The organism is Segatella salivae F0493 (assembly GCF_000477535.1).
Classification (GTDB): domain Bacteria; phylum Bacteroidota; class Bacteroidia; order Bacteroidales; family Bacteroidaceae; genus Prevotella; species Prevotella salivae.
The window spans coordinates 249980-274645 of sequence record NZ_AWGW01000025.1; the positions used below are offsets into that span (position 1 = coordinate 249980).

The 24666-nt window shown below is 43.0% G+C and carries 20 protein-coding genes and 1 pseudogene; 8 read left to right on the forward strand and 13 right to left on the reverse strand.

All coding sequences use genetic code 11. The features are described 5' to 3' along the window. The first annotated feature begins 46 nt into the window (after positions 1 to 46). Together HMPREF9145_RS08650 and HMPREF9145_RS08655 are read left to right on the forward strand one after the other, a co-directional pair. Positions 47 to 865, forward strand: coding sequence for a pyridoxamine kinase (locus HMPREF9145_RS08650; protein ID WP_021825793.1), 819 nt, complete (start codon positions 47 to 49; stop codon positions 863 to 865). A gap of 6 nt (positions 866 to 871) precedes the next feature. Continuing rightward, complete coding sequence (locus HMPREF9145_RS08655; RefSeq protein WP_021825992.1) at positions 872 to 2536, forward strand: putative transporter; 1665 nt, start codon at positions 872 to 874, stop codon at positions 2534 to 2536. A gap of 172 nt (positions 2537 to 2708) precedes the next feature. On the opposite strand, the gene HMPREF9145_RS08660 is transcribed toward HMPREF9145_RS08655, so the two are convergent. After that, positions 2709 to 3866, reverse strand: coding sequence for a purple acid phosphatase family protein (locus tag HMPREF9145_RS08660; RefSeq protein WP_021825797.1), 1158 nt, complete (start codon positions 3864 to 3866; stop codon positions 2709 to 2711). A 443-nt stretch (positions 3867 to 4309) separates the two neighbouring features. Here HMPREF9145_RS08660 and HMPREF9145_RS08665 point away from each other — a divergent pair, with 443 nt between their 5' ends. After that, complete coding sequence (locus tag HMPREF9145_RS08665) at positions 4310 to 4849, forward strand: RNA polymerase sigma factor (protein WP_021825870.1); 540 nt, start codon at positions 4310 to 4312, stop codon at positions 4847 to 4849. 444 nt (positions 4850 to 5293) lie between these two features. Here HMPREF9145_RS08665 and HMPREF9145_RS13745 read toward each other — a convergent pair whose 3' ends face one another. Then, a complete protein-coding gene (locus HMPREF9145_RS13745) occupies positions 5294 to 5434 on the reverse strand; it encodes a hypothetical protein (RefSeq protein ID WP_196809759.1) in 141 nt (46 codons plus the stop codon). Between the two features lie 77 nt (positions 5435 to 5511). Continuing rightward, entirely contained in the window at positions 5512 to 5706 is a 195-nt protein-coding gene (locus HMPREF9145_RS13005) for a hypothetical protein (protein WP_081697735.1), read from the reverse strand. Between the two features lie 549 nt (positions 5707 to 6255). Between HMPREF9145_RS13005 and HMPREF9145_RS08675 the strand changes: the two genes are divergently transcribed. Both HMPREF9145_RS08675 and HMPREF9145_RS08680 read left to right on the forward strand, forming a co-directional pair. Further along, positions 6256 to 6435, forward strand: coding sequence for a DUF4250 domain-containing protein (locus HMPREF9145_RS08675; RefSeq protein WP_007135121.1), 180 nt, complete (start codon positions 6256 to 6258; stop codon positions 6433 to 6435). 267 nt (positions 6436 to 6702) lie between these two features. Continuing rightward, positions 6703 to 8892 (forward strand): glutamine synthetase III family protein, encoded by a 2190-nt coding sequence (locus tag HMPREF9145_RS08680; protein ID WP_021825950.1) that lies wholly within the window; start codon positions 6703 to 6705, stop codon positions 8890 to 8892. A 527-nt stretch (positions 8893 to 9419) separates the two neighbouring features. Here the strand turns inward: HMPREF9145_RS08680 and eno are convergent. From eno to cysS, 5 genes are all read right to left on the reverse strand, one after another. Next, on the reverse strand, positions 9420 to 10727 hold the full coding sequence (eno, locus tag HMPREF9145_RS08685) for a phosphopyruvate hydratase (protein WP_021825987.1): 1308 nt from the start codon (positions 10725 to 10727) through the stop codon (positions 9420 to 9422). A gap of 166 nt (positions 10728 to 10893) precedes the next feature. Next, on the reverse strand, positions 10894 to 11922 hold the full coding sequence (locus HMPREF9145_RS08690; RefSeq protein WP_021825927.1) for an NAD-dependent epimerase/dehydratase family protein: 1029 nt from the start codon (positions 11920 to 11922) through the stop codon (positions 10894 to 10896). A gap of 10 nt (positions 11923 to 11932) precedes the next feature. Further along, positions 11933 to 12652 carry an IspD/TarI family cytidylyltransferase gene (locus HMPREF9145_RS08695; RefSeq protein ID WP_021825838.1) on the reverse strand — a complete coding sequence of 240 codons (720 nt, stop codon included), beginning with the start codon at positions 12650 to 12652 and terminating at the stop codon, positions 11933 to 11935. After that, positions 12649 to 13539 carry a LicD family protein gene (locus HMPREF9145_RS08700; RefSeq protein WP_021825783.1) on the reverse strand — a complete coding sequence of 297 codons (891 nt, stop codon included), beginning with the start codon at positions 13537 to 13539 and terminating at the stop codon, positions 12649 to 12651. The genes HMPREF9145_RS08695 and HMPREF9145_RS08700 overlap by 4 nt, the downstream gene beginning before the upstream one ends. A gap of 240 nt (positions 13540 to 13779) precedes the next feature. Then, positions 13780 to 15270 (reverse strand): cysteine--tRNA ligase, encoded by a 1491-nt coding sequence (gene cysS / locus HMPREF9145_RS08705; RefSeq protein ID WP_021825946.1) that lies wholly within the window; start codon positions 15268 to 15270, stop codon positions 13780 to 13782. 246 nt (positions 15271 to 15516) lie between these two features. Between cysS and argS the strand changes: the two genes are divergently transcribed. Beyond that, entirely contained in the window at positions 15517 to 17334 is a 1818-nt protein-coding gene (gene argS / locus HMPREF9145_RS08710; protein ID WP_021825971.1) for an arginine--tRNA ligase, read from the forward strand. 99 nt (positions 17335 to 17433) lie between these two features. Then, positions 17434 to 17913, forward strand: a complete 480-nt coding sequence (locus HMPREF9145_RS08715) for an RNase H family protein (RefSeq protein WP_007135128.1) — start codon at positions 17434 to 17436, stop codon at positions 17911 to 17913. Positions 17914 to 18059: 146 nt separating this feature from the next. On the opposite strand, the gene HMPREF9145_RS08720 is transcribed toward HMPREF9145_RS08715, so the two are convergent. Beyond that, complete coding sequence (locus tag HMPREF9145_RS08720; protein ID WP_021825804.1) at positions 18060 to 18323, reverse strand: hypothetical protein; 264 nt, start codon at positions 18321 to 18323, stop codon at positions 18060 to 18062. Positions 18324 to 18748: 425 nt separating this feature from the next. Between HMPREF9145_RS08720 and HMPREF9145_RS12500 the strand changes: the two genes are divergently transcribed. Beyond that, the gene (locus HMPREF9145_RS12500; RefSeq protein WP_021826012.1) at positions 18749 to 19393 is read left to right on the forward strand and encodes a hypothetical protein; all 645 of its coding nucleotides are present in this window, start codon (positions 18749 to 18751) and stop codon (positions 19391 to 19393) included. Between the two features lie 501 nt (positions 19394 to 19894). Here the strand turns inward: HMPREF9145_RS12500 and HMPREF9145_RS13015 are convergent. The 4 genes and pseudogenes from HMPREF9145_RS13015 to HMPREF9145_RS08735 all read right to left on the reverse strand — a co-directional run bounded on the left by HMPREF9145_RS13015 (position 19895) and on the right by HMPREF9145_RS08735 (position 24637). Beyond that, positions 19895 to 20155 carry a tetrahydrofolate synthase gene (locus HMPREF9145_RS13015; protein ID WP_081697721.1) on the reverse strand — a complete coding sequence of 87 codons (261 nt, stop codon included), beginning with the start codon at positions 20153 to 20155 and terminating at the stop codon, positions 19895 to 19897. 245 nt (positions 20156 to 20400) lie between these two features. Further along, a pseudogene (locus tag HMPREF9145_RS14310) lies at positions 20401 to 20508 on the reverse strand (tetrahydrofolate synthase); the annotation flags it as partial. 356 nt (positions 20509 to 20864) lie between these two features. Then, positions 20865 to 23057, reverse strand: a complete 2193-nt coding sequence (locus HMPREF9145_RS08730) for a HEAT repeat domain-containing protein (protein WP_021825782.1) — start codon at positions 23055 to 23057, stop codon at positions 20865 to 20867. A gap of 8 nt (positions 23058 to 23065) precedes the next feature. Beyond that, positions 23066 to 24637, reverse strand: coding sequence for a DUF6850 family outer membrane beta-barrel protein (locus HMPREF9145_RS08735; protein WP_021825831.1), 1572 nt, complete (start codon positions 24635 to 24637; stop codon positions 23066 to 23068). Between the last annotated feature and the right edge of the window lie 29 nt (positions 24638 to 24666).

Sequence of the window (24666 nt, forward strand, 5' to 3'; positions counted from 1 at the left end):
CTCTTAACTTTTTACTACCTTTGCCCACTGATAGAGAAAAGTCAAAATGAGTAAGAAACAAATTCTTTTGATCAACGACATTGCAGGTTATGGCAAGGTGGCTACAGCCGCTATGCTCCCTATTTTGTCGTATTTCGGCCACCCAACTTATAATCTTCCGACGGCATTGGTATCCAATACACTCGACTATGGCAAGTTTAACATCATGGATACTACAAGCTATATACGTGGTGTTTTCCCTGTATGGAAGGAGTTAGGCTTTACATTTGACGCCATTGCTACAGGCTTTATCGTCAGCGAAGAGCAAGCCGCCATCGTGTCACGCTATTGTCTTGAGCAAGTCGCCACAGGCACAACAATCTTTGTTGACCCTATTATGGGTGACGAAGGAAAGCTATATAATGGTGTAACTCCAGCCGCAATAAAGAGTATGAGAGAGATGTTGAGCGTGGCACATCTATGTTATCCCAACTACACGGAAGCCTGTTATCTGACTGATAGTACGTATAACCAGCAGGGAGTTAGTAGGGAAGAAGCTTATCATTTGCTTGATCTCTTGCGTCAGATAGGAGCAAAATCGGTGCTCATCACAAGCATTCCTGTTGATGGGAAACCTTCGGTGGTGGGCTATAACCATATTACCAATGAGTATTTTCAACGTTGCTATGAGGAGATTCCCGTACATTTCCCTGGCACAGGTGACATCTTTTCGGCTATCCTTATTGGCCATTTGCTCAATGAAGAATCTCTGATTGATGCAACTCAAAAGGCAATGGATGGCGTTTATGAGCTCATTTTCCGCAATAAGGACAATGAAGACAAGAACCGAGGTATACCTCTTGAACAATATTTAAGTATTCTCTAACACACTATGGACTGGGTAAACAACTTATTTTCTGTTCATTCTTCCATTCAGACTGTAGTCATTTTATCGATTATAATCGCGTTTGGTTTGGCCATAGGAAAAGTCAAAATAATGGGCATTTCCCTTGGAATAGCGTTTGTTTTCTTTGTGGGTATCCTCGCCGGTCACCTTGGATTGAGTATAGATCCCACGGTACTTGACTATGCCGAAACATTCGGTTTAGCTATGTTTGTCTATTGTCTTGGCTTGCATGTAGGCCCAAACTTCTTTGGTTCTTTGCGTCATGAAGGGATGTCACAAAACATGTGGAGCCTCGCCATTATAGTCGTTGGAACGCTCTTTTCGTTGCTATTGATTCCCCTAACGGGTATCAACTTACCCGATATGTTGGGTCTACTTTGCGGAGCAACTACGAATACTCCCGCCCTTGGTGCAGCCACTCAAGCCCTCAGTCACCTTGGAATGAGTAGCGGAACTGTGGCACTTGCGACTGCTGTTACCTATCCTTTGGGTGTGCTTGGCGTTATAATTGCGATGATGCTTCTACGCAAATTGTTTGTTAAACCCGCTGACCTTGAGGTGAAAACTGCCGAGAGTAACGACCACACTTATATCGCAGAGTTCAAAGTTGTGAATCCCGCGACGTCGGGAAAAAGCATTGCTTCGGTGTCAAATATGACGCATTTGAAGTTCATTATCTCGCGTATTTGGCGAGGAAATGAAGTCATTGTACCGAATGCCGAGACTACTTTGATGGTCGATGATGACCTACTTGTCATCACAACCAAAGAGGATGAAGGAGCTATGGAGATTCTTTTTGGTAAGAAAATCAATAAGGATTGGAACGAAGAAGCTATTGACTGGAATGCCATTGACACTCAAGTGGAGAGTCGAGTACTCGTGCTTACACGTACTGAACTCAATGGAAAGAGACTTGGAGAACTGCATCTTCGCAAATCGTATGGCGTCAATGTGAGTCGAGTTTTACGTGGAGATATGAAACTGTTAGCTACAAGTGACCTTCGTTTACAATATGGAGATAGGGTCACAGTTGTAGGACAACACGAGGCCGTTAACCATGTAGAGAGTTACTTTGGCAATTCAGTGAAGACACTAAATGAACCAAATATTGGCAGCATTCTTTTTGGAATATTCTTAGGTTTGGCTATAGGCACAATCCCAATCAGCATTCCAGGCATGGAGAGCTCTGTGAGATTAGGTATCGCGGGTGGTCCAATTATCATGGGAATCATAGTGGGTGCGCTTGGTCCTAAGATGCATTTTATCTCTTATACAACGCAATCGGCATCATTGATGCTACGCAAACTTGGACTAAGTCTTTATCTTGCATGTCTCGGTTTGGATGCAGGAAAGGACTTCTTTGATACAGTTATGCGGCCACAAGGCTTGCTTTGGATTGGTATAGGAGCATTGATTACAATCATTCCTGTATTGATTGTTGGGCTGATAGCATTGAAAACGAAGAAGTTTGACTTTGGAACCATTTGCGGAATCCTTTGTGGAAGTATGGCTAACCCAATGGCTTTGGGCTATGCAAACGATACTATTAAGGGCGATACTGCCAGTATCAGTTACGCATCGGTTTATCCATTAGGGATGTTTTTGCGTGTAATCATTGCACAAATTATCGTGATGTTCTTTGCCACCTAAGACTTATTACTCATAAAAACAGGTAGAAATAAAGTTGAAAACCAAGCTTTTTATGAGCCAAAATCCTACTGTCTATAAAGGAAGAAAGCTTTAATGGTGCAAATAGCACTATTGAAATATAAAAAAGATGCACCATCATTTGTTGATGGTGCATCTTTCTTTGTGAGATGATTTATTTCAAAGGGAAAGTAAAATGCTTCTTTTCTTTCGCCGTAAGACCAACATAATCCACTTCCATCTTACCGTTTTTGATGTGGCAAAGCAAGTAGGTGTTGTTGCTGTTAACAAGATTTGGGAAGTTGATTACCTCGTTAGGCTCCTGATATCCGAATCTATGTAGATGGCCAGAAAGCATAACTGATACATTCATCTTATTGAGTTCAGGCGTTAAAGTCTCTTGCATGTGGTAGGGACCATGCCAGTTTTCCAACGTAGGAGGCATGTGAGAGAAGACTATTAAGGGGTATTTTCCAACCTTATGTTCCTCTCTTAACGACTTCAACCAACGTGCCTGCTCCTCGCGATATTGGTCATAACTAACGATGCCGCTATACTCAATGTCTTCATCTGGCTTATCTTCTCCCGAGTCAATAAATAGGAAATCCACTCCCGCTACATGCTGAAGGCGATAATATTTGTCGTTGTTTGTGGGGAAGTAACGATAGAGATAGTCTGCAAATTGACCTCGAAGTTCGTGATTACCACGGTTGAAAAACAATGGTGTATGCGTAGCAAACATGCTCACACAGGTATCTAAATAGGCGTCCATCATGTGCTTTTGATCTCTCAAACGATGTGACATATCACCATTGAGCAGCACAAAATCAAGTTTATTGAAGTCCACATTCTTGCACAATTCCTTCATAAACTGCGGACGTTCATGGATATCATTCAGCACCAAGAAAGTGATTTCGCGAGGCTTTACGGGGTAAGTCGTGAACTCATATGGCTTTCCTTTCCACACATCTGTATAGGCAGTCTTCCCTAAACTCACCCAATCGTCATAGCGCCACTCGTCAACTTGCTGTGTAAACACACGGTAACGATACCTTGAATCAGGCTTAAGACCAGTGACACGCACGCGATGCACGCTGTCGGTAAGCAGTTTTCGTCCCGCTAACACATCGTAATAGCGTGGCCTTACCTTACCATAGAAGTGGTCTTTTCCCTCGGGTGCTATCTCAACCCACGACAAACCAGGCTTGTCAGTCACCCAAACAATAGTGGCACCAGTGCTATCCATGTCGCAAATCCAAGGTCCATGAGTCACCTCAATGCCTTTAGCACTGACACAAAACAGCAGTAATAATCCGAACAATAAATGTTTCATGTAATTTGATTTAATATTATTAATAGTGTTCCTCTTTATAAGATTACACCTATATTACGTTGAATCATGAAAAAAGTACTATCTTTTTCCACTCTTTTTTCAATCTTTTTTTGCGCCCGTCACCATCTTTTCATGTTACACATCGCCTGCCTTCATTCTTCAAATCCCTCTTTTCTGTCCTCTGTTTACCAAATTCTTAGTCTGTTTTTGCAGCTTATTTCCTTCGCAACAACCCTCTACATTCTATCTATAAAAATAGGGACTATGTATAAAAATGACTCATATCGTGATAGAATATGATAGAATTTGTATATCTTTGCAGCACTAATACTTGGTACTTAACGTAAGTTATCTTTCCATTGGAGTACAAAGAAGCGGCTAAACAGTCTGAAATCAAAGCATAAAGCGCACCTTTGCAACCATAAAATGCGAACAAAACATCTATGGAGAACGATGATAAAATGTGCATATCGCAACTGAAAGAAGGTTCAGAACAAGCCTTCTCAGAGCTATATATGCGCTTTTCCAACAAGTTGTATGGCTTTGCTCTGGCGCAAACCAAGAACACTTCGTTGGCCGAAGACATTGTTCAAGAGACGTTTATGAAGCTTTGGAACACCCGCGAACAACTTGATTGTTACGGCAATGTGCATGCCTTGCTATTCACGATAGCCCGAAATCTCATCATCGATAGCTTCAGAAAACAAATCGCAAAGATTGATTTTGAAGACTATCAAAAGGCAGCTAAAGAGATATCTCCATGGCCTTCGCCCCACGATCAGATAGAACATCAGGAGTCAATCGACCGACTTCAGCAGTCAAAGAAGCTGCTTTCTAAGCGCGAATGTCAGATATATGAGATGAGTAAAGAACAGCATATGCCCATCCAAGAGATTGCCGATTCGCTGAATCTCTCGTCACAAACCGTCAAAAACTATCTCAGTTCATCACTGAAACTCTTGCGAAAGAAAATGTCAACCTAAGCTTCTCGTAAGCTTATTGTATTCAAATAAAGCCGAGATACCTGCCCCTTTTAGCCTCACCCCCAGCCCCTCTGCAAAACGGAGAAAGGGAAACAAAGCCTCACCCCCAGCCCTTTGCTTTCCTCGTTTCGCAGGCTTCACGAACAGCGACCTATGGTTCTCCGAAGAGAGAGGGGAGTAGTTACTCCTTGAAATGGAGGGAGTTATTTGAGAGGTAATTAAAGGTGGCGAAATGTTTGATAATGAAGCGTAAAATAATTTAAGGCAAACAATCTCGTAATTTGTCGCGGTTTACACGATGAAATGACGCAGATTACATCGCTGTTTGGTACAAATTGTTGCATGAGGTATTGGATATTGGATTATGTCTCGATGCATATCGTTTGACAAATCATTTGACCCCATGTTGTAGATAATGTTTTTTCCGCGTGACAAGCCATTAAATCACGTTGTAATACGAAAGAAATTGCATCGAAGAATGCATGTTTCAACGCCGTAGGTGTTGCGCTTTTGATAGCCCAGGGTTGCCAAACGATAGTGCAGGCTACCCTGGGGTAACGTATGGTTTGTGGGAAACAACGCCATAGGTGTTGTGCTTTTTTTGATAAATCCGCCATAAAAGGGTTCATTGTAAGTGTGACTTCTCAGAAAAAGCTCAACACCTACGGCGTTGAATCTCCTTGCGGATGCTCACCCGGGGTAGGCTCGTTCCTCACCAACCCCGGGCTATCAAAAGAACAACTCGTACCGAGTTGCGAGATGAGAACATTTATATTGCAAAATTCATTCATTGGAATAATGGCGCTATACCTACGGAGTTGCGTCGTTGCAACATTTGCAGTGGCGGATGTATTCATTAGAATGTTTCCACATTTTGCCATTTATTTATTCGTATGTTATCCTTAATAGTATTAGAAAATAAATGTTTCAACGCCATCAGTGTTACGCTTTTTAAGCGTAATCCGCCATAAATTCCCTCGCTATACCCATGTTTTCACTGAAAAAGCGCAACACCTACGGCGTTGAATCTCCTTGCGAATGTTTACCCGGGGTAGGCTCGTCCCTCGCCAACCCCGGGCTATCAAAAACACAACTCGTACCGAGTTGCGAGATGAAACAATTGTCGCGACGATGTTGTTGCTAATTAGACATAAAATGGTTTGCGTCATTTTATCGTGTAAAATACGGCAAAACATTGAGTTGTTTGACGCAAATTAGCGCGTGAAATGACGCAGTTTATAATTCCGTTTTAGTTCAACGCCTACAATGTTGATTATCAATTGCATTGCAAACTATATCATTTTATCCCTTAAGATGATGAAGATTCGTAGCATTTCTCTTGTTGATTATAAATTATTTGTATTACTTTTGCAGTTGAAAATAAATGTTGGTAAAAAGCAAGTAATATGGATAGATTACCCAATGACCCAATGATTCTTTATAGTGCAGTTAATATGTTGCTGCGCGATAACTATGGTTCGCTTGATGAACTATGTGATGATATGAATGTGAATCGTAAGGATTTGGAAGATAAACTGGCTGCGGTTGGTTTCAAATACGACGAGAAGCAGAATAAGTTTTGGTAAGAATAAGGTATAGAAAGGACTCTCACGGCGTGCGTGGGAGTCTTTTTTTGTTTCATACATTCATAGAATTTGTGACAAGTTTCGGAGGATAGTGTTTCATGAAAGAGGAGGCTTTTTAGACCGATAGCCTTTGAAACAAATACAGAAAAGCGTGATTTGGAAAAGAATTTACTTATCCATCGAGAACAAAGTTGACGAGAAAGACGTATATTTGCAGCAAGAGTTGTATAGAAAGAAGATATAACATTCATCATAAAGAACAGGAAAATGGTAAACTTAAGATTTGAGGCTGTAGCAGAAGCGTTTAGGAAACGTCCGTTAGATGTTGCTGTTCCACAAGAGCGTCCAAGTGAATACTTTGCTAAAAAGGTGTTCAATCGTCAGAAGATGTATAAGTATCTGCCACTTGATGTGTATGAGAAGTTGACTGATGTCATTGACAATGGCGCGCAACTTGACCGCTCTATTGCCGACGATGTGGCTCATGCCATGAAGCAATGGGCAATGGAAAACGGTGTCACTCACTACACTCACTGGTTCCAACCGCTAACAGAAGGGACGGCAGAAAAGCATGATGCCTTTGTAGAACACGACGGAAAGGGAGGTTTGATAGAAGAGTTCTCAGGGAAATTACTGGCACAGCAAGAGCCTGATGCTTCCTCTTTTCCTAACGGAGGCATTCGAAATACGTTTGAAGCACGTGGATATAGCGCCTGGGATCCTACCTCTCCAGTGTTCATTATCGATGATACCTTGTGCATACCGACTATATTTATCTCTTACACGGGTGAGGCTTTAGATTATAAAGCGCCTTTGTTGCGCTCGCTTCATGCCGTGAATGTGGCTGCCACTAAGGTTTGTCACTACTTCAATAAGGATGTAAAGAAGGTGACAGCCAACTTGGGTTGGGAGCAGGAATATTTCCTTGTAGACGCTGATATCTATTCAACTCGCCCCGACTTAATGCTTACCGGTCGCACGTTGATGGGCCATGATTCGGCTAAAAACCAACAGATGGACGACCATTACTTTGGTACTATCCCCGAGAGAGTACAGGCTTTTATGAAAGATTTGGAGATACAAGCACTTGAACTTGGTATCCCCTGTAAGACAAGGCATAACGAAGTGGCCCCTGGTCAGTTTGAGTTGGCGCCGATATTTGAGGAATGTAACCTTGCTGTTGACCATAATATGGTGTTGATGAGCCTAATGAAGAAGGTGGCAAACAAACATGGGTTTAGAGTGTTGTTACACGAGAAACCATTCGATGGAATCAATGGAAGTGGAAAGCATAACAACTGGAGTCTCACGACCGATACGGGCATACTATTGCATCGTTCAGGGAAAACGGCCGAAGATAACCTGCGTTTTGTTGTCTTCATTGTAGAGACTTTGATGGCAGTTTATCGTCATAACGGGTTGTTAAAAGCCTGTGTTATGAGTGCAACTAACGACCATCGACTGGGTGCAAACGAGGCTCCTCCTGCCATCATTTCATCGTTTTTAGGAAAGCAACTCACTGATTTGCTCGACCATATTGAACTTGCAGACAAGAAGGATTTATTCACTGTGTCGGGTAAGAAGGGCATGAAGCTCGGCATACCAGAGATACCTGAGCTGCTCATTGATAACACAGACCGCAACAGAACGTCGCCCTTTGCCTTCACAGGAAATAGATTTGAGTTCCGCGCGGTAGGCAGTGAAGCCAATTGTGCGAGTGCAATGATTGTATTGAATGCTGCAGTTGCTGAGGCCTTGACTAACTTTAAGCAACGTGTTGACGCGCTCATTGCTGGGGGAGAAGACAAGACCAGTGCTATCATTGACATCATTCGTGAGGATATCAAGACTTGTAAACCCATTCGTTTTGATGGCAATGGATATAGTGATGAATGGAAAGAGGAGGCTAAGAAGCGCGGACTTGACAGCGAATCTTCGTGCCCTGTGTGCTTCGATCGTTATTTAGATGAGGACAGTGTGGCTATGTTTGAGTTGACAAATGTCATGAGTCACGATGAACTTAAGGCTCGAAATGAAGTTAAATGGGAGACTTACACGAAGAAAATACAAATAGAAGCGCGCGTCATTGGCGACCTTGTGATGAATCATATCGTTCCAATTGCTACACATTATCAAAGTCAATTGGCCAAGAATGTGCAGAGTATGATTGATATTTTCGGTCGGGAGGAAGGGAAACTCTTAACGGAACGCAACATAAAAATTATCAAGGAGATTGCAGAACGCACGCAACTCATAGAGTCAGGAGTTGAAGAACTCGTCAACGCTCGTAAGGTTGCGAACCGTATTGAGGATGCCCGCGAGAAGGCAATTGCCTACCATGACAACATTGTTCCTAAGATGGCAGCCATTCGTTATCAGGTAGATAAACTTGAACTTGTGGTGAGTGATGAGCTTTGGACATTGCCAAAATATCGTGAGTTGCTTTTCATCAGATAAGGAAAAGAATCGAATGTGTTGCTGAAACGATAGTATTCTATTGTTGAAGGATAAGTCGTTTGAAGCACAAATCGGCTGATTGAGTCGATAAAACCATAGGAAAAGGAAGTTTGTTTGTGGCATATACGAATGTATTATGACCCAAATGAACTTCCTTTTTGAGTTTTATGAATCATGGAAAACGCGCTTTTCAGCTTTCATTTTATTGCATGTTGCAAACTTGAAGGCTTTACTCTATATAATATAATAAGGTGGAAGTTTGACTTAAATGATTTGGCTTGAAGCGTAAACTATGGGTAGGCATGAGGTTATTGGCATAAAAAAAGGTAACCGAACAATGTCGGTTACCCCATATGAATTTAGAAATCAATATTCAAAACGCGTGGTTATGATTGACGACTCTCTGTGCTTTGGCAGGTGTCGAATGGCTATTTGGCAGTCTATCCATAGCTCGCAACACTTTCAAAAAGTGTATATGAAGCCATATCATCAATCATAACGTGGTGTTATGAAAGTTGATTTACGATTTAGCGAAGCTTAGTATAGCCATATTTTGCTACGCAACCAAGTTCTTCTTCGATGCGGATGAGCTGGTTGTACTTAGCCATACGGTCAGTGCGGCTCATTGAACCGGTCTTGATTTGGCCTGAGTTTGTAGCGACAGCAATGTCTGCAATGGTTGTATCCTCAGTCTCTCCAGAGCGGTGAGAAGTAACCGTTGTGTAGCCATGGCGGTGTGCCATCTCAATAGCTTCAAGGGTTTCAGTGAGAGAACCAATCTGGTTAACCTTGATAAGGATAGCATTTCCGGCTCCCATCTTAATACCTTTCTCGAGGAATTTAACGTTAGTTACAAACAAATCATCACCAACCAACTGGCAACGATCACCAATCTTAGCGGTCAGTTTCACCCAGTTCTCCCAGTCATTCTCATCGAGTCCGTCCTCAATTGAGTCGATAGGATACTTTGTAATGAGTTGTTCGAGGTAAGCAATCTGCTCATCTGCTGTGAACTTCTTACCGTTAGGATCCTTTGGCATGCCGTTCTTCAGTTGACGATAGTCATAGAACCACTGGCCATTCTCCTGTACTGCAAACTCTGAAGCAGCGCAGTCCATAGCAATCTTAACGTCTTTTCCTGGCTCGTAACCAGCGTCCTTGATAGCCTGAATGATTGAATCGAGAGCGTCTTCGATACCATCAAACTTAGGAGCGAAACCGCCTTCATCGCCTACTGCAGTAGAAAGACCACGCTTCTTCAAGTTCTTTGCCAATGCGTGGAATACCTCTGCACCCATTCGAATAGCCTCTTTCTCTGAAGAAGCACCTACTGGACGGATCATAAACTCTTGGAAAGCGATTGGTGCATCACTGTGAGCTCCACCGTTAATTATATTCATCATAGGAACTGGAAGCACGTAAGTGTTGGCGCCACCAATATAGCGATACAATGGTAAATTGAGTGCTTTTGCAGCAGTTTGTGCCACAGCTAAGCTCACACCAAGAATGGCATTAGCACCAAGTTTGCTCTTAGTTGGCGTACCATCAAGTGCTAACATCTTGTAATCGAGAGCGCGTTGGTTGCGTACATCCTCGCCTTTTAGGGCAGGAGCAATAACGTTATTGACGTTCTCTACAGCCTTAAGTACACCCTTACCACCATAGCGTTTCTTGTCGCCATCACGCAGTTCGAGGGCTTCATTCTCACCCGTTGATGCACCAGATGGTACACTTGCACGGCCCATTACACCGTTTTCGAGGGTTACTTCTACTTCAACTGTTGGATTACCTCTTGAATCGAGGATCTCTCTTGCATGGATTTTTTCAATCTTCATAGTTCTTTTTGTTATAGAGTTCTCTATGTTTTCGTGCGGCAAAGATAACAAAAAATATTCAAAACTGCAATACCTAAAAATGGTGGTTTACAGGTTTCTTCTGTCCTATTTAAGCCAAAATAACATATCAGAAAGTTCAAATTCCAATGCACAATGTTCAATATCATCATGCCATTTCCCTCATGGAACGTATCAGTCTGTCGTACATCTCATGCAGATTATAATGCGGTTTCCAACCCAAAGCCTCTAATTTGGCAGAAGAAAGCAACAGTTTTGTCGTCGGCGAATAGCCCATACCTTCCTGCAATTTGACCTCCGTATGAATGGAAGAGCCAAAGTCTCGGCACACCATTTCAGCCATGTTGCGGATTGAAATATAGGTTTCACGGTTGGAAACATTATAGACTTCGCCGTCCTTTCCTTTCAACAGGATATAGAGAATGCCCGTAATGGCATCAAGGGTATAGCAATAACAGCGGCAAAGGTCGCCCTTGGTATGGAGCGTAATGTCGTTATTCTGAATGACACAGCGGGCAAACTGTGCAAACACTCGCGTGTCATCAAGGACTACTCCTGCGCCAAACACCTGTGCAAGTCGGGCTATTCTGACAGGACACTGATACTCCATGGCATAGCTGTGGCATAGGGTTTCGGCGAGTCTTTTAGCCATGGGATAACTGCTGCGCACCGACATGGGGTCGATATATCCCTGCACTTCTTCCGTAATAGGTACGGCATCATCGGTTATTGTGCCATAGATTTCAAGTGAAGAAGCAAAGACAAGCGACTTCAGCGGCTGCTTCATGGCATACGACAACACGGCTTTCGTGCCTTGATATATCGTGTCGATAGTCTCTACCGGCCTGTCAACGAAATACTTGGATGCCGTGGGACTGGCAAAATGAATGACGTAGTCTATAGTTCCAGGGGGCATGAACTCTCTGCTGTCGGCATTCGAAAAATCGTAGAGATAATAACGAAGTCGGTCGTTTTCTGGCCCTAACACACGCTCAGCCTTAGCCTCATCACGAATGACTGCCACGACTTTTGCACCGATACCCAACAGACATTTCACTGCAATACTGCCCAAAAGCCCAGTTGACCCCGTTACACAAATCGTAGTTCCTGCTAAAGATGACTTGAGACAGAACTGCTCTTTGAACGCTCTGATGTCATTATCTAAAACTGTATTCATGCCTTGTAATCTATAAACCGAATATCTGTTGGTCTTCATGTACTTTCACCATAGCCCGCAAAACGAAGAAATCCGTTGGCGTGGTAATCTTGATATTCTCCACCGGTCCTATGACTGTGCCCAATATCATGCCTTGACTGTTCATCATCGTGCACGAGTCTATATAGTCGTGACGCCCCTCTTTGATAGCCTTCCTGTGGGCTGCGAGGATATCATTCAACTTGAATGACTGCGGCGCACGCGCTATCAGCGAAGCCGAACGCGTTGGAATTTCAAGACTTCCGTCGGCCTGTTTGACGATGAAAGTCTCTGTGGCAGGCACGCAAGTGATGCAAGAGCCACACTCGGCCACCTTATTTATATTGTCGGTTATCGTTTCTTCGGTAATCAACGGACGCACACCATCGTGGATTAACACCGTGGCATTTTCTCCCTTTGCATGGGCTTCGGCTGCACAAAGTCCGTTGTAAATGGAGTCTTGTCCTGTTGCTCCGCCTGGCACAATGCTTATAACCTTGTTGATTTCAAACTTCTTCAGCTGTTTCTTCAGATAGGGAATCCAGCTTTCAATGCAGGCTACAACAATGCCATCTATCATCGGATGATTGTCGAACAGCTCCAAAGTATAGATGATAATAGGCTTTCCGTTGAGGTCAAGAAACTGCTTCGGCTTCGACTTTGTGTGCATACGCAGTCCTGAACCACCGGCAAAAATAACGGCAATATTCATGATTTCATCTTTTTCAATAGGCTTTTTACATCGCTCAAAGCAATGCGTTTATCGAGATTAAAGAACACTTTCTGATGATGAGATGCCCGCTTTTCCACAGGAGGGGGCGTCATATAATCGCCGAAGAAATGGCGAAGATAGGCGTCATAATCATGGGGAAGGTTCACCATGAGACCCTCAAAGGAAAATGATTGCGGTGTTTCAAGCCATGCTTTCGGATAGATTTCCTGTCTATGATACACCCCACTGTAAGTGACAACGCTTGAAGATTGCGCGTAATCATTGGCATAAGCAATGTTATCCATTTGCTTTAAGAGCCACTTCCGAAGCCATGGACGGCAGAAGAAAGCTACGGTCTTCACCGCAAAACGGCCCCATTCACTTCGTTTTTTCAGCAGCGAAACATACTCACCGAAGCTGTTATGCGTGGAAATAGCTTCCAATTTGTTCATCAAACGCTTGAAACGACACTTCTTCTGATAGCAGGTTTCAATGTCGTCACAAGCCCCGTCCAATGGGAAAATATCTATATAAAGTCCGAAAATGCAGGGGATATGCTCGTTTTCAAGCAGCGTTGTGCGTGCATTGCACATCTTGGAGAAATACATCGGATAGTCCTTGGTGTTATAAGGAGTCATCACCTCGTAGCCTTCGGGCATCGAATGGGCTGCCAAAGCAAGGAAGCGGTCATAGTCGGGACGTGGCATGAACACATCAATATCATCGTCCCAAGGTATCATTCCTTGATGACGCACGGCACCGATTGCCGTTCCTCCCGCACAGAAATAGCACAGTCCATACTGCTCGCAAATACGGATGAAGGCCGCAAACACATCAATAATCACGGCATTCCATTTCGGTTGTAGTTCTTTTGTCACCTCTTGCATGGTTGCAAACTTACATATTTTTTTTGATTTTAGGCAGCTTCAATGCCTAAAATAATAAGGTAAGACCTAAAAAGAAAACTGCACATGCCTGGCAGGACATACGAGAATGCTGTGATTTTCGGCATTCGTTGATGAACAAAACGAATGGAATGATAAGGTAAGAAAATGAAAGCGAGAATGTCGAAGCCAAAGAATGGCTTCGCATTCACGCTGAAAAAGGTTTTTATTTCTTTCAAATAACTATTTATTCAATTTCCAAGTGACTCCATCTTTCGTATCTTTTACTTCAAAACCAGCCTCAGAAAGTGCATCACGTATCTTGTCACTGGTCGCCCAATCCTTATCCGCCTTAGCCTTAGCACGCAAATCTAACACCATGTCTACAACCTTTCCATAGGCTTCTTCGCGTGCTTCGTTGTTGTCACCCTTTTCGTTTTTCAAGCCCAAAAGGTTGAAAGCAAAGAGTTTCATCGCTTCACTTAGCTCATGAAGACTATCAGAATCAATCGTAGTTTTATGGTCAAGAAGTGTATTTATGAGGTGACATGCTTCGAAAAGATAGCTGATTACGAGTGGCGTTTGCAAGTCGTCATTCATTGCATCATAGCAACGTTGGCGGAAATTCTTAACAAACTGCTGGGTCTCTGCATCGCAATGATCGCTCACAGGAACGCGTTCGAGGTCATCAAAGGCATTCATCAGTCTCTCATATCCTTTCTGGGCAGCTTCCAAAGCCTCATTAGAGAAGTCGACAGTACCACGATAATGTGCCGAAAGAATAAAGAAACGAATCGTCATTGGGCTATAAGCTTGGGTCAAACTTGCATGATTCCCGGTAAAGAATTGTTCCAAAGTAATGAAGTTTCCCAAGCTCTTTCCCATCTTTTGACCATTGATCGTGATCATGTTATTATGCATCCAATAGTGTACCATTTGGTCTCCTTGGCTTGCAACTGCTTGTGCTATTTCACATTCATGATGTGGAAAGATGAGGTCCATACCGCCACCATGGATGTCGAAATGACTGCCCAAATACTTCCTTCCCATAGCCGTGCACTCGCAATGCCAGCCAGGAAAGCCAACACTCCAAGGGCTTGGCCATCGCATAATGTGTTCAGGCTGCGCCTTCTTCCATAGTGCAAAGTCCACCTGATGCTTCTTTTCGCTGACGCCTTGAAGCTCTCGGCTGTTATTTATCAAGTCCGTTAGGTTGCGACCCGATAGGATTCCATACCTGTGGTCATTGTTATATTTCACTACATCGAAGTAAATGCTGCCGTTACTCTCATAGGCATAGCCGTTGTTTAGAATCTCTTTTACGAGTTCTTCCTGTTCAATGATGTGTCCAGTAGCATGTGGTTCAATCGAAGGTGGCAACACATTGAGCGCTTCCATGGCTGCATGATAGCGGTTAGTATAGTGTTGTGCTATCTCCATTGGCTCCAGTTGTTCGAGTCTTGCCTTTTTTTCTATCTTGTCATCTCCTTCATCTGCATCGTGCTCTAAATGCCCAACGTCGGTTATATTGCGTACATATCTCACCTTATATCCTATGTGTTGCAGATAGCGGAATAGGATATCAAACGTTATTGCGGGTCGAGCGTGCCCCAAATGTGGGTCACCATAGACGGTCGGTCCACATACATACATGCCCACATTAGGTGCATGTTGCGGTTTGAACAGCTCTTTATGGCGTGTCAATGTATTATAAATGATGAGATTTTGTTCCATATTTCGAATGATTAATAACAACGAATGCAAAGTTAATGGAAAAAAGATGAATGGCAAAACAAACGCTTTTTTAATTTGATGTCGGCTTGAATTATACCCTCGATAAAATCAAATCATCTCATAGGAAAAGTGTAATCCACGCAATGTTTGCCATTCCTTTGCACCTTTTATTATGCCTTTTATTTTGTAATCCATCCTTTTTGTTGTAATTTTGCAACAGAAATCAATTTGAAACAACATATCGGTATGAATATAGAAAACGCAATATCAAGTTCTGTTCTCCTTGTAGTGAAAGAACTTTATGGCCAGGATGTGCCGGCAACAATGGTGCAACTGCAAAAGACACGTAGTAACTTTGAAGGCAATCTCACATTGGTTGTGTTCCCCTTCTTAAAGCTTTCAAAGAAGAATCCCGAGCAAACGGCGCAGGAAATTGGCGAAGCTTTGGTGAAGAAATGTAGCGCAGTGTCTTCTTTCAACGTAGTAAAAGGGTTCTTAAACCTTGTTGTTGGCAAAGACGCTTGGCTGAGTTTGCTTAATGATATCAATGCCGATGAGAAGTTTGGTGAAAAGAAAGTATCCGATGATTCGCCATTAGTGATGATTGAATATAGCTCACCTAACACGAATAAACCATTGCATTTGGGTCATGTTCGCAATAATCTTTTGGGCTGGTCTTTGGCTCAAATCATGCATGCTAACGGCTATAAAGTAGTCAAAACCAATATCGTTAACGACCGAGGTATACACATTTGTAAGTCTATGTTGGCTTGGTTGAAGTGGGGAAATGGCATTACTCCCGAGCAAGCGGGCAAGAAAGGCGACCACTTAATCGGTGATTTCTATGTGGCTTTTGACAAACATTACAGAGCCGAATGCGAGCAACTCAAAGCTCAATACATGCAAGAGGGCTTGTCAGAAGAGGCTGCTACCGAGAAGGCTAAAGCCGAAGCGCCTCTCATTAAGGAGGCACATGCCATGTTGGTAAAATGGGAACAGGGCGACAAAGAGGTCAGAGCACTCTGGGAAAAGATGAATAATTGGGTCTATGCTGGCTTTGATGAGACTTACAAAACACTTGGAGTGGGCTTCGATAAGATTTATTATGAGTCAGAAACTTACCTTGAAGGCAAGAAAAAGGTTGAGGAAGGACTCGCCAAAGGCCTATTCTTCCGCAAAGAAGACAATAGTGTTTGGGCCGACCTTACAAACGAAGGACTTGATCAAAAGTTGCTACTTAGAAGTGATGGTACATCGGTTTACATGACACAAGATATCGGAACAGCCGATATGCGCTTTAAAGATTACCCGATAGATAAGATGATTTACGTCGTGGGTAATGAGCAAAACTATCACTTCCAGGTGCTTTCCATCTTGTTAGATCGCCTTGGTTTCAAGTGGGGTAAAGCCTTAGTACACTTCTCTTACGGTATGGTTGAACTGCCAAATGGCAAGATGAAGAGCCGCGAAGGCACTGTTGTAGACGCTGATGACCTTGTAGCGGCGATGATAGATGACGCTCGTAAGACAAGCGATGAACTCGGAAAGTTCAAGGATATGACCGAAGAGGAGAAACAAAACGTGGCTCGTATCGTTGGCTTGGGTGCCTTGAAATACTTTATTTTGAAGGTAGATGCACGCAAAAATATGCTGTTTAACCCTGAAGAAAGCATTGATTTCAATGGTAATACAGGGCCTTTCATCCAATATACCTACGCGAGAATACGTTCTATTTTGCGTAAGGCTGAGGCCGAAAATATCACACTTCCCGAGACGTTGAGCATGGATGCACCTCTCAATGAGAAAGAAATCCAACTCATTCAAAAGCTTAATGACTTTGGTGCTGCAGTCGAACAAGCGGGTAAGGACTATAGTCCAAGCGGCATAGCCAACTATTGTTACGAGCTAACAAAAGACTTTAATCAGTTCTATCACGATTATAGCATCCTCAATGCCGACTCAAATGGCGAGAAGATTACACGTCTTGTGTTGGCCAAGAACGTAGCAAAGGTCATCAAAAATGGCATGGAACTGCTCGGAATCGAAGTTCCAGAACGTATGTAAACTCCTTTTTCAATCCCTCCAAATGGAGGGGATTGACGGGCTTAGACATGCACCTTGTTTTATCTTCTGAATCGTTTTACATCACAAATCGTTATATCTTTGGCAAAGAAACACGAATTATCAGATGTCCCAGACTGGCGAAACGATACGGTTTTGCCATTGGCTGAGGACGTAGAAGCGTATGCCTGGGCAGTCGATGCGGCTTGTTCGGGCAACCCAGGTCCTATGGAATACCAGGCCGTCGACCTGCAAACGGGAGCACGTGTGTTTCATTTCGGTCCCATGTATGGCACAAATAACATTGGCGAATTCCTTGCTATTGTCCACGCTTTGGCCTTGATTGACAAGCAAGGTGACCGCAATCGTGTTGTCTATTCAGACAGTTATAACGCCATTTTGTGGGTAAAGAACAAGAAATGTAAAACGAAATTAGACCGCAATTCGCAAACCGAAGCCCTCTTTCAAATTGTAGAACGCGCCGAGAACTGGCTGCGTACGCATCAGGTAATGACGCGGGTGATGAAATGGGAAACCAAGAAGTGGGGGGAGGTTCCCGCCGATTTTGGGCGCAAGAAGTAAATCATCATGCAATGAAATGCCGCATTTCACTCGATAATCTGACTCATTTTACTCGATGAAATGACGCAAATCACGCGGTGAAATGACGCAAATTGTCGTATGATTAGCGTGGAATGATTTTATGGTTTGTTAGCGTCTGGTCAGCGTTATCCAGCGAACAAGGGTGCGATGAGGTGCAAAACAGGCTCTTGGCAATCATTTTTCATGATGCACCAAGAGCGTTTCTTCCATGCACGGCCACCATTTGATGAGCAACCTTCAGTAGAATATTGCCCCTTTCTCAATGCCGGCACAGCCTGACGGATGCGATTTAAGGCTTGAAGATGACGTGCAAGAGGGTGTTCAAGCGTTTTCTTTACCTGACCATCTGCTTGGAACAAGCCGAAGTTTTCAGCTGAGACGTTGCCCAAAAGAGCAGTAAAGCCCTCATCATATTCATCTTCATAGCGCTTAAATAAAATTAGATTAAACTGAGAATTAAGTTAGAATTGTTTAGATTTACATCTTATTTGCACAAATATAAGTAGGAAATGGCAAAGTTGTTTTCGCTTTTTCAAACAACATGCAATATTATTTGTGCAAACGTTTACCTAATTATCGCGACACAAATCATAAGATTCTGCATCTGCTATCCTATCTGTTTATCACTTAAAAACGGCCGATTCTCAAACCTAAATCACGCAGATAGAGAGGCCAACTCTACCATTTTATGAAGTCAAAATACATGTTTTACACCTTCAAACCATTGAAAGTATGAAAATAAATGTAACTTTGTAGCCGTTAATTTGATAGAGAGAGTGAATAAAAAAATATCATTTCATTAAACAATATCCTTATGGAGAGCATCCTTTTTCTTTTATTAATGGCTATCGGACCAACCATTATACTCATCGCAGCCTATTATTTTACCTTCAATATTTCGCCAATTCAAACGCTACCCAGCTTCAAAACATTGCGTTTAAGAGCTGTTTTGAGCATCGAAGTTGCCGCAGTTCTGTGTGTAATTACGATAGTGTTTGCCGAGAAATGGTTTCCAGTTTATAAACAGTGGCTATTCAATCACTCTTTACATGATATGTTTACATATCGCTTTATGCTACCTTTTGGCGCACTTATTTGCTGGATTATCTTCGTGATACTCTATGAAAAGCATCATTGGATGCGTCAACATCCACAGCATAGCAGGTTGATTTTCCACCACGAAAACCACATAAAAGATATTCAAGGCATATCTCTCATCAGTGTAGATAACGTAAAAGCCGGCCGAGGTGTATGCTTATCGTGGATCAATGGCTATTACATTGATGCCGATTCTCACGCTCTTCTTTTTGAAGTTTATACCTCAAGTAAGTTCCGTCAGCCTCCAATCAGGAATGTACTCTTTACAAAGAAGGTTACCAAACGCTTCTTTCCGGGTAAGACTTACCATGTAAGAGTGAAACGAAATACAATAGTTATTGAGGAGGAGAGTAGGGAATAAAGCCTCAAGTACAGGCCCTTTCAGCCTCACCCCCAGCCCTTTTGCAAAACGAAGGAAGGGAAACAAAGCCTCACCCCCAGCCCCTCCCCGAAGAGGGAGGGGAGTAGTTACCCTTTGAAATGGAGGGAGTTGTTTGAGGAGTAATTAGGAATGTTGGCGTGGTTGATAATGAAGAGTAAAATGATTTGCGCCATTTCATCGTGTAATTTGCCGCGTTTTACACGATGAAATGACGCAGATTATCGTATAAAATGGCGCAAATTGTGGCATGATATATTTAATGTTGAATTATGCTACAATATATATCATTTCACAAATTGTTTGAATCAATGTTGTAGATAATGTTTATTTCCGCGTAACAAGCCATTAAATTATGTTGTAAAACGAAATAAATCGTATCAAAAAATGCACGTTTCAACGCCGTAGGTGTTGCGCTTTCTAAGCGCAATTTGCCATAAATGCCTTCGCTATACCCATGCTTTTACAGAAAAAGCTCAACACTTACAGCGTTGAATCTCCTTGCGAATGTTTCCCCGGGGTAGGCTCGTTCCTCGCCAACCCCGGGCTATCAAAGGAACAACTCGTACCGAGTTGCACCATGAGAGCAGTCACAATGTTAAACACATTCATTGAGTAATCATCATCATACACACGATGTTGCGGGTTGGAAACATTCATAATGGCAAATACGTTCATTAGAAGATTGATATAATACCTACGATATTGCGTGGTTACAACATTCATCATGGTGGATATATCCATTGAAATATTAGCACATTTTGCTATTTATTTATTCGCATGTTAGCATCAATTGTATCATAAAATGCACGTTTCAACGCCGTAGGTGTTGCGCTTTTGATAGCCCAGGGTTGCCAAACGATAGTGCAGGCTACCCTGGGTTAGTTGATATTGTGCGGGGAACAACGCCATAGGTGTTACGCTTTTTAAGCGTAATCCGCCATAAATCCCCTCGCTATAACCATGCTTTTATAGAAAAAGCTCAACACCTACGGCGTTGAATCTCCTTGCGAATACTCACCCGGGGTAGGCTCGTTCCTCGCCAACCCCGGGCTATCAAAGGAACAACTCGTACCGAGTTGCGTGGTGAGGTAATTGTGATGCTGGTATCATTGATAATGAAACATAAAATGATTTGCGTCATTTCATCGTGTAAAATACGGCAAAACATATCGTCATTTGACGCATTTTGCAGGCCCATTTGCCTCAAATCATTTTGCCTTTAATGTGTAACAACGTTGTCATTGGAAATGCCCTGATTCATAACTTGATACCGCCTGTTCTCTTGTTCGTATGGTTTGGGTGAGAAACGAGGCTATGCTGGGTTGGCGTATGCAAGATGATGATAGCATAAAACAATTTGTCCGAGCACATGACTGATGTGGTCGGACAAATCAAAGAGAGTGGGATAAAGGGATGAAGGCAAAGAAAAGGCTTTGCCTATGCTGGTTGTTTATTGTCTGTTTAAGCGGTTTATTGTGCGTTGTATCTCATCGTTTAATTCGTCATTCGACGTTTTCAGCATAGAAAGTTGGTGTACAATGTTGTGTCGTTGATAGTTGATGTCAAACCAACCCAAGGTGTGTGCGGCCTTGATACGCACGCCATTATCCTCGTTTTCATTGCTAACGATGCCAAGAAGTGTAGGGATAATCTGCGCTTGTGGTTTGTTGCGGAATCGCAAAATGGCATTTTCTCTGCGCACAGGTTTGTCATTTTGATTTGTGATTTCCTTCAAAACCTCAGCAAAGTTGCTTGGAGCCTTCTGCAAAGTCAGTCGTAATGGACGGATAACTGCATCACTATAGCGTGGAGTTTCAGCCATTTGACGATTGAGTTCGGTTGAAACCTTCTCACTGTCAAAGGCTTCTATGTTGCCCAATAGCTGGAAACCCAATCGTGGTTCGTGGCCACGCGTGATGAAAGTATGGACCAACGACGGAATCAGTTCAGGCGAACCATTGCGTGAGGCATAGATAGCTGCGAGCCGACGCACAAGTTCATAGCTGTCGTTAAGGGCAGATTTCAACACCATTACACTCTCTTCGGGATAGAAAAGACTGAGAAGTTTGAGTGCTTCCATGCGAACAACGAAGTCTTTCGACGTGTTATATTTCTTAATTAATAGCTGTTGTGTCTCACGATTGCCTGATAACCACAGCTGACGCAGGGCCATTGCCTGAACATCGGGTAAGGGATGATTGAGTTGTTGCATCCAAAACTTTGCATCACGATGATGCAATGATAATGCAAGATTTATGGAAAAACCAGGATGAACATTATCCGTGAAGTGGAAAGTAGGGTCACCTATGACATGACTTTCTAAGTAACCATTAAACCGATTGAGGTTTCCCACACGCATGCCTGTGGCAAGTAGTCCGATAAACTCATCGGGCCATTTGTCTTGTAAGGCATTAACCGTGCCACCAATTGTGGCAATTGTGCTTCCATCGTTAAAGAGATAACTGCCTGCAATGTTATCATCGGCATGAAAAGAACCATTAAAACACGCATCAAACAGCACAAAACGAGCATTTGTTTTGAGTTGATGAAGGTCGGAAGTATAAATATCTTGGTCGGCTGCAAACAAAGAATCACGGCGTTGAATGGCAGCATCGAAGGCCTCACGACACCAACTTTCGGGCACGTTTAACTGCTTAGCATAATAGCTTACGGCACTATCGGCGCCCACTTTCTTGGCACGTTCTGCCACCTTTGCATGCAGATAGCGCTTTATATTCTTAATCGATGCCTCAACACCAGACACAGCTTGGTTGCCATTGAGATACTGCGTATCGGGTGCTCCGTGGTGATGGAAGAGCAAAACATCAAGTTGTGGGTCCATGGCTTCATTGAGATAAACCAGTTTTGCAGGGTAGAAGGTGTCGAAATCTAAGAACTTCACCGTTGCCTTCTGACCGAAAAGAGAAGGCAACTGCTCACGCAATGCAAGCTGTTCTCCTGCCCATGCTCCCCTGTCTTCAGAGTTATAACCATGTCCGCGAGCCATTGTCAGGTGGTCAAGAACATTGTTTTGCTCAGCGTTTTTAAGTCTTGCGACCTTATAAAGATAGCTTTTTAGCAACTCATACTTATCTTTTCCCGCGATTTCTAAAGGCTTTATACGACCTGTATAGATATCGGGCGAGAGATAAGTCTTGCTCTTTGGTGACAAACTATAATAGAAATAGAGTTGCTTTTCGGCATCTTGTTTGAGGGATTTGAATGTGAGTCCGAAGTCGTCATAATATCGATCGCTCGGCACACTGGATGCTTTCCAGTCGCTCTTTTGATTCATTTTGAAGGCAGAAGTGAGGTGTTGTGCATCGCGAATCATGGGGATGGGGATGTCACCTACAAACACAGCACCCTCTAAGGGCTGCTGTTTGTTGCTGTGCCATTGCTTTAAGAGCGACTTGATGGCTTCTGGATTACGCCATGTTGCCACGGCAATATAAGTGCCCAATCCATCGTTTTCAATGCTGTTTTTATAAGCCATCACCGCATCTTTTGCCTTTACATAGCTCGTGCTATCGATGATAATAGCAAAACTTGTGGGTGTTTTCCGCGTGGGACGAATGATATATTGCGCCATGGCATGAAGCGAAATGGCGAGAATAAACACTGAGAAGAAAAGTCTTTTCATACGCTTTTTCAGAAGTTTACGCCTAAGGTCACGCTGACATTACGGCGAGAATTAAAGGTTTTTGCCTTGGAATGAAGTTCACTAAAGGCAAGTTTTACGTAGCCATTGACGTTTGTTTGTTGGCGCAACAGCTGCGAATAGGTCAACGAAAGGCGTGCCCCCTGTGCATCAGCAGTAAGAAAAGCTTCGTCGAGAGGCTCCATTTCGCGCACTGTAATAAGGTCGTTGTTTGCGCCACGATAGTCATATTTGCCGCTGAAAGCCCTCTTCATCATCAGTTGAACATCTAATAAGAGACGCTGATTCATAGTCTTTCCAACGATAAAGTTATTGCGATAGTCGGCGAAAAGCATGGCGTTCTTGCTCTTTTTGACTGAAACGGGGAGCAGATATGTGTCATCTAAGCCCTGATAATCAATGCCAATAGCGCCTTGCCAACTATATTCCGAGTCGCGAAGTCGCGTGAGAACATAGTTTAAAGTGGCATCAGTGGTCTTATAAGTAGACCGAATATCGTGGTGAAGTTCTATCCAACCAGCCGATGAAGCAGTGTTATCTCGTTGTGAAAGATACGTGATTCCATTGGTAGATTTGTAGTTAAACGATGCATTAATCTGATGGATATAAGCTTTATAATAAATGCTGTTTGCCACCTTAAAGCCAAGATTTCGTTCCGCGATTTGTGCGTCTTTGCGAGGTGTTGTGAAGCTAATGTCCACGTTCTCTACAAGCTTATCAGCGAACAATTCGCCAAGAATCTTCCAACGATCTGTATGGTGTCCATACTGTAAAGCAGTGCCCCAGCGATTACCATAGTAGTTAGTTTGTCGGCCAATTCCTATGCCTTTATGTGCTGTTCCAAGTCCATATAGTTCATAATAGTGCAGTCGTCGTTGCATGTTTTCAAGCGACATGTCTGATTGTTCCTTTTGACTGACATAGTTAAGACTTGCACCTATCACATCGTGTGCAGTCAAAGCATAAGTCAAACCAGGTTGAAGTTGCAGCTGATAAAAGCGTGCATCGACACGAGGATCACGCTGTTTGGCTGCCAACTGAGCCTTGTAAGTGGCTTGAATGCCAAAAGTTAGGCGCTGAAATACAACAGGTGTGGCCACGCGGAAACGCAAATGATAATTCTGATGACGCCATTTGCTGGGCTGACCAGAGTCAACAACGAAGAAAGGTTGACCGCGATAAGGATCATTTAAGGATGCATTGAAACGGGCATCTCTTTCATTTTCGTGTGTGAAACGAAACTCTCCCCATGCCAAAACCTTACCAAGATTGAGATTACCTTCCGTGTAAACGTTCGCTTGTTGCTGCTTTTCGGCTGTGTAAACACGATGGAAATTCCCACTCTTTTGGTCGTAGTTAAACTGTAAAAGAGAGTAGTTTGGCGTTTGATCATACACCATTCCTGCCGCATTCTGTGTGTCAAACCATTGTCGTTGACCTTTGATGAGCTGTAAAGCCGCTGCAGAATGTCCATGGTTTTCATCTTGTGCAGAGATGGTTAGGGTCAAATTAAATCCCAACAGCACAGAAATGAATAGGCGAAGTAATATATTTTTCGTCATGATTGGTTTTCTTTTTTGAAATGATTAAA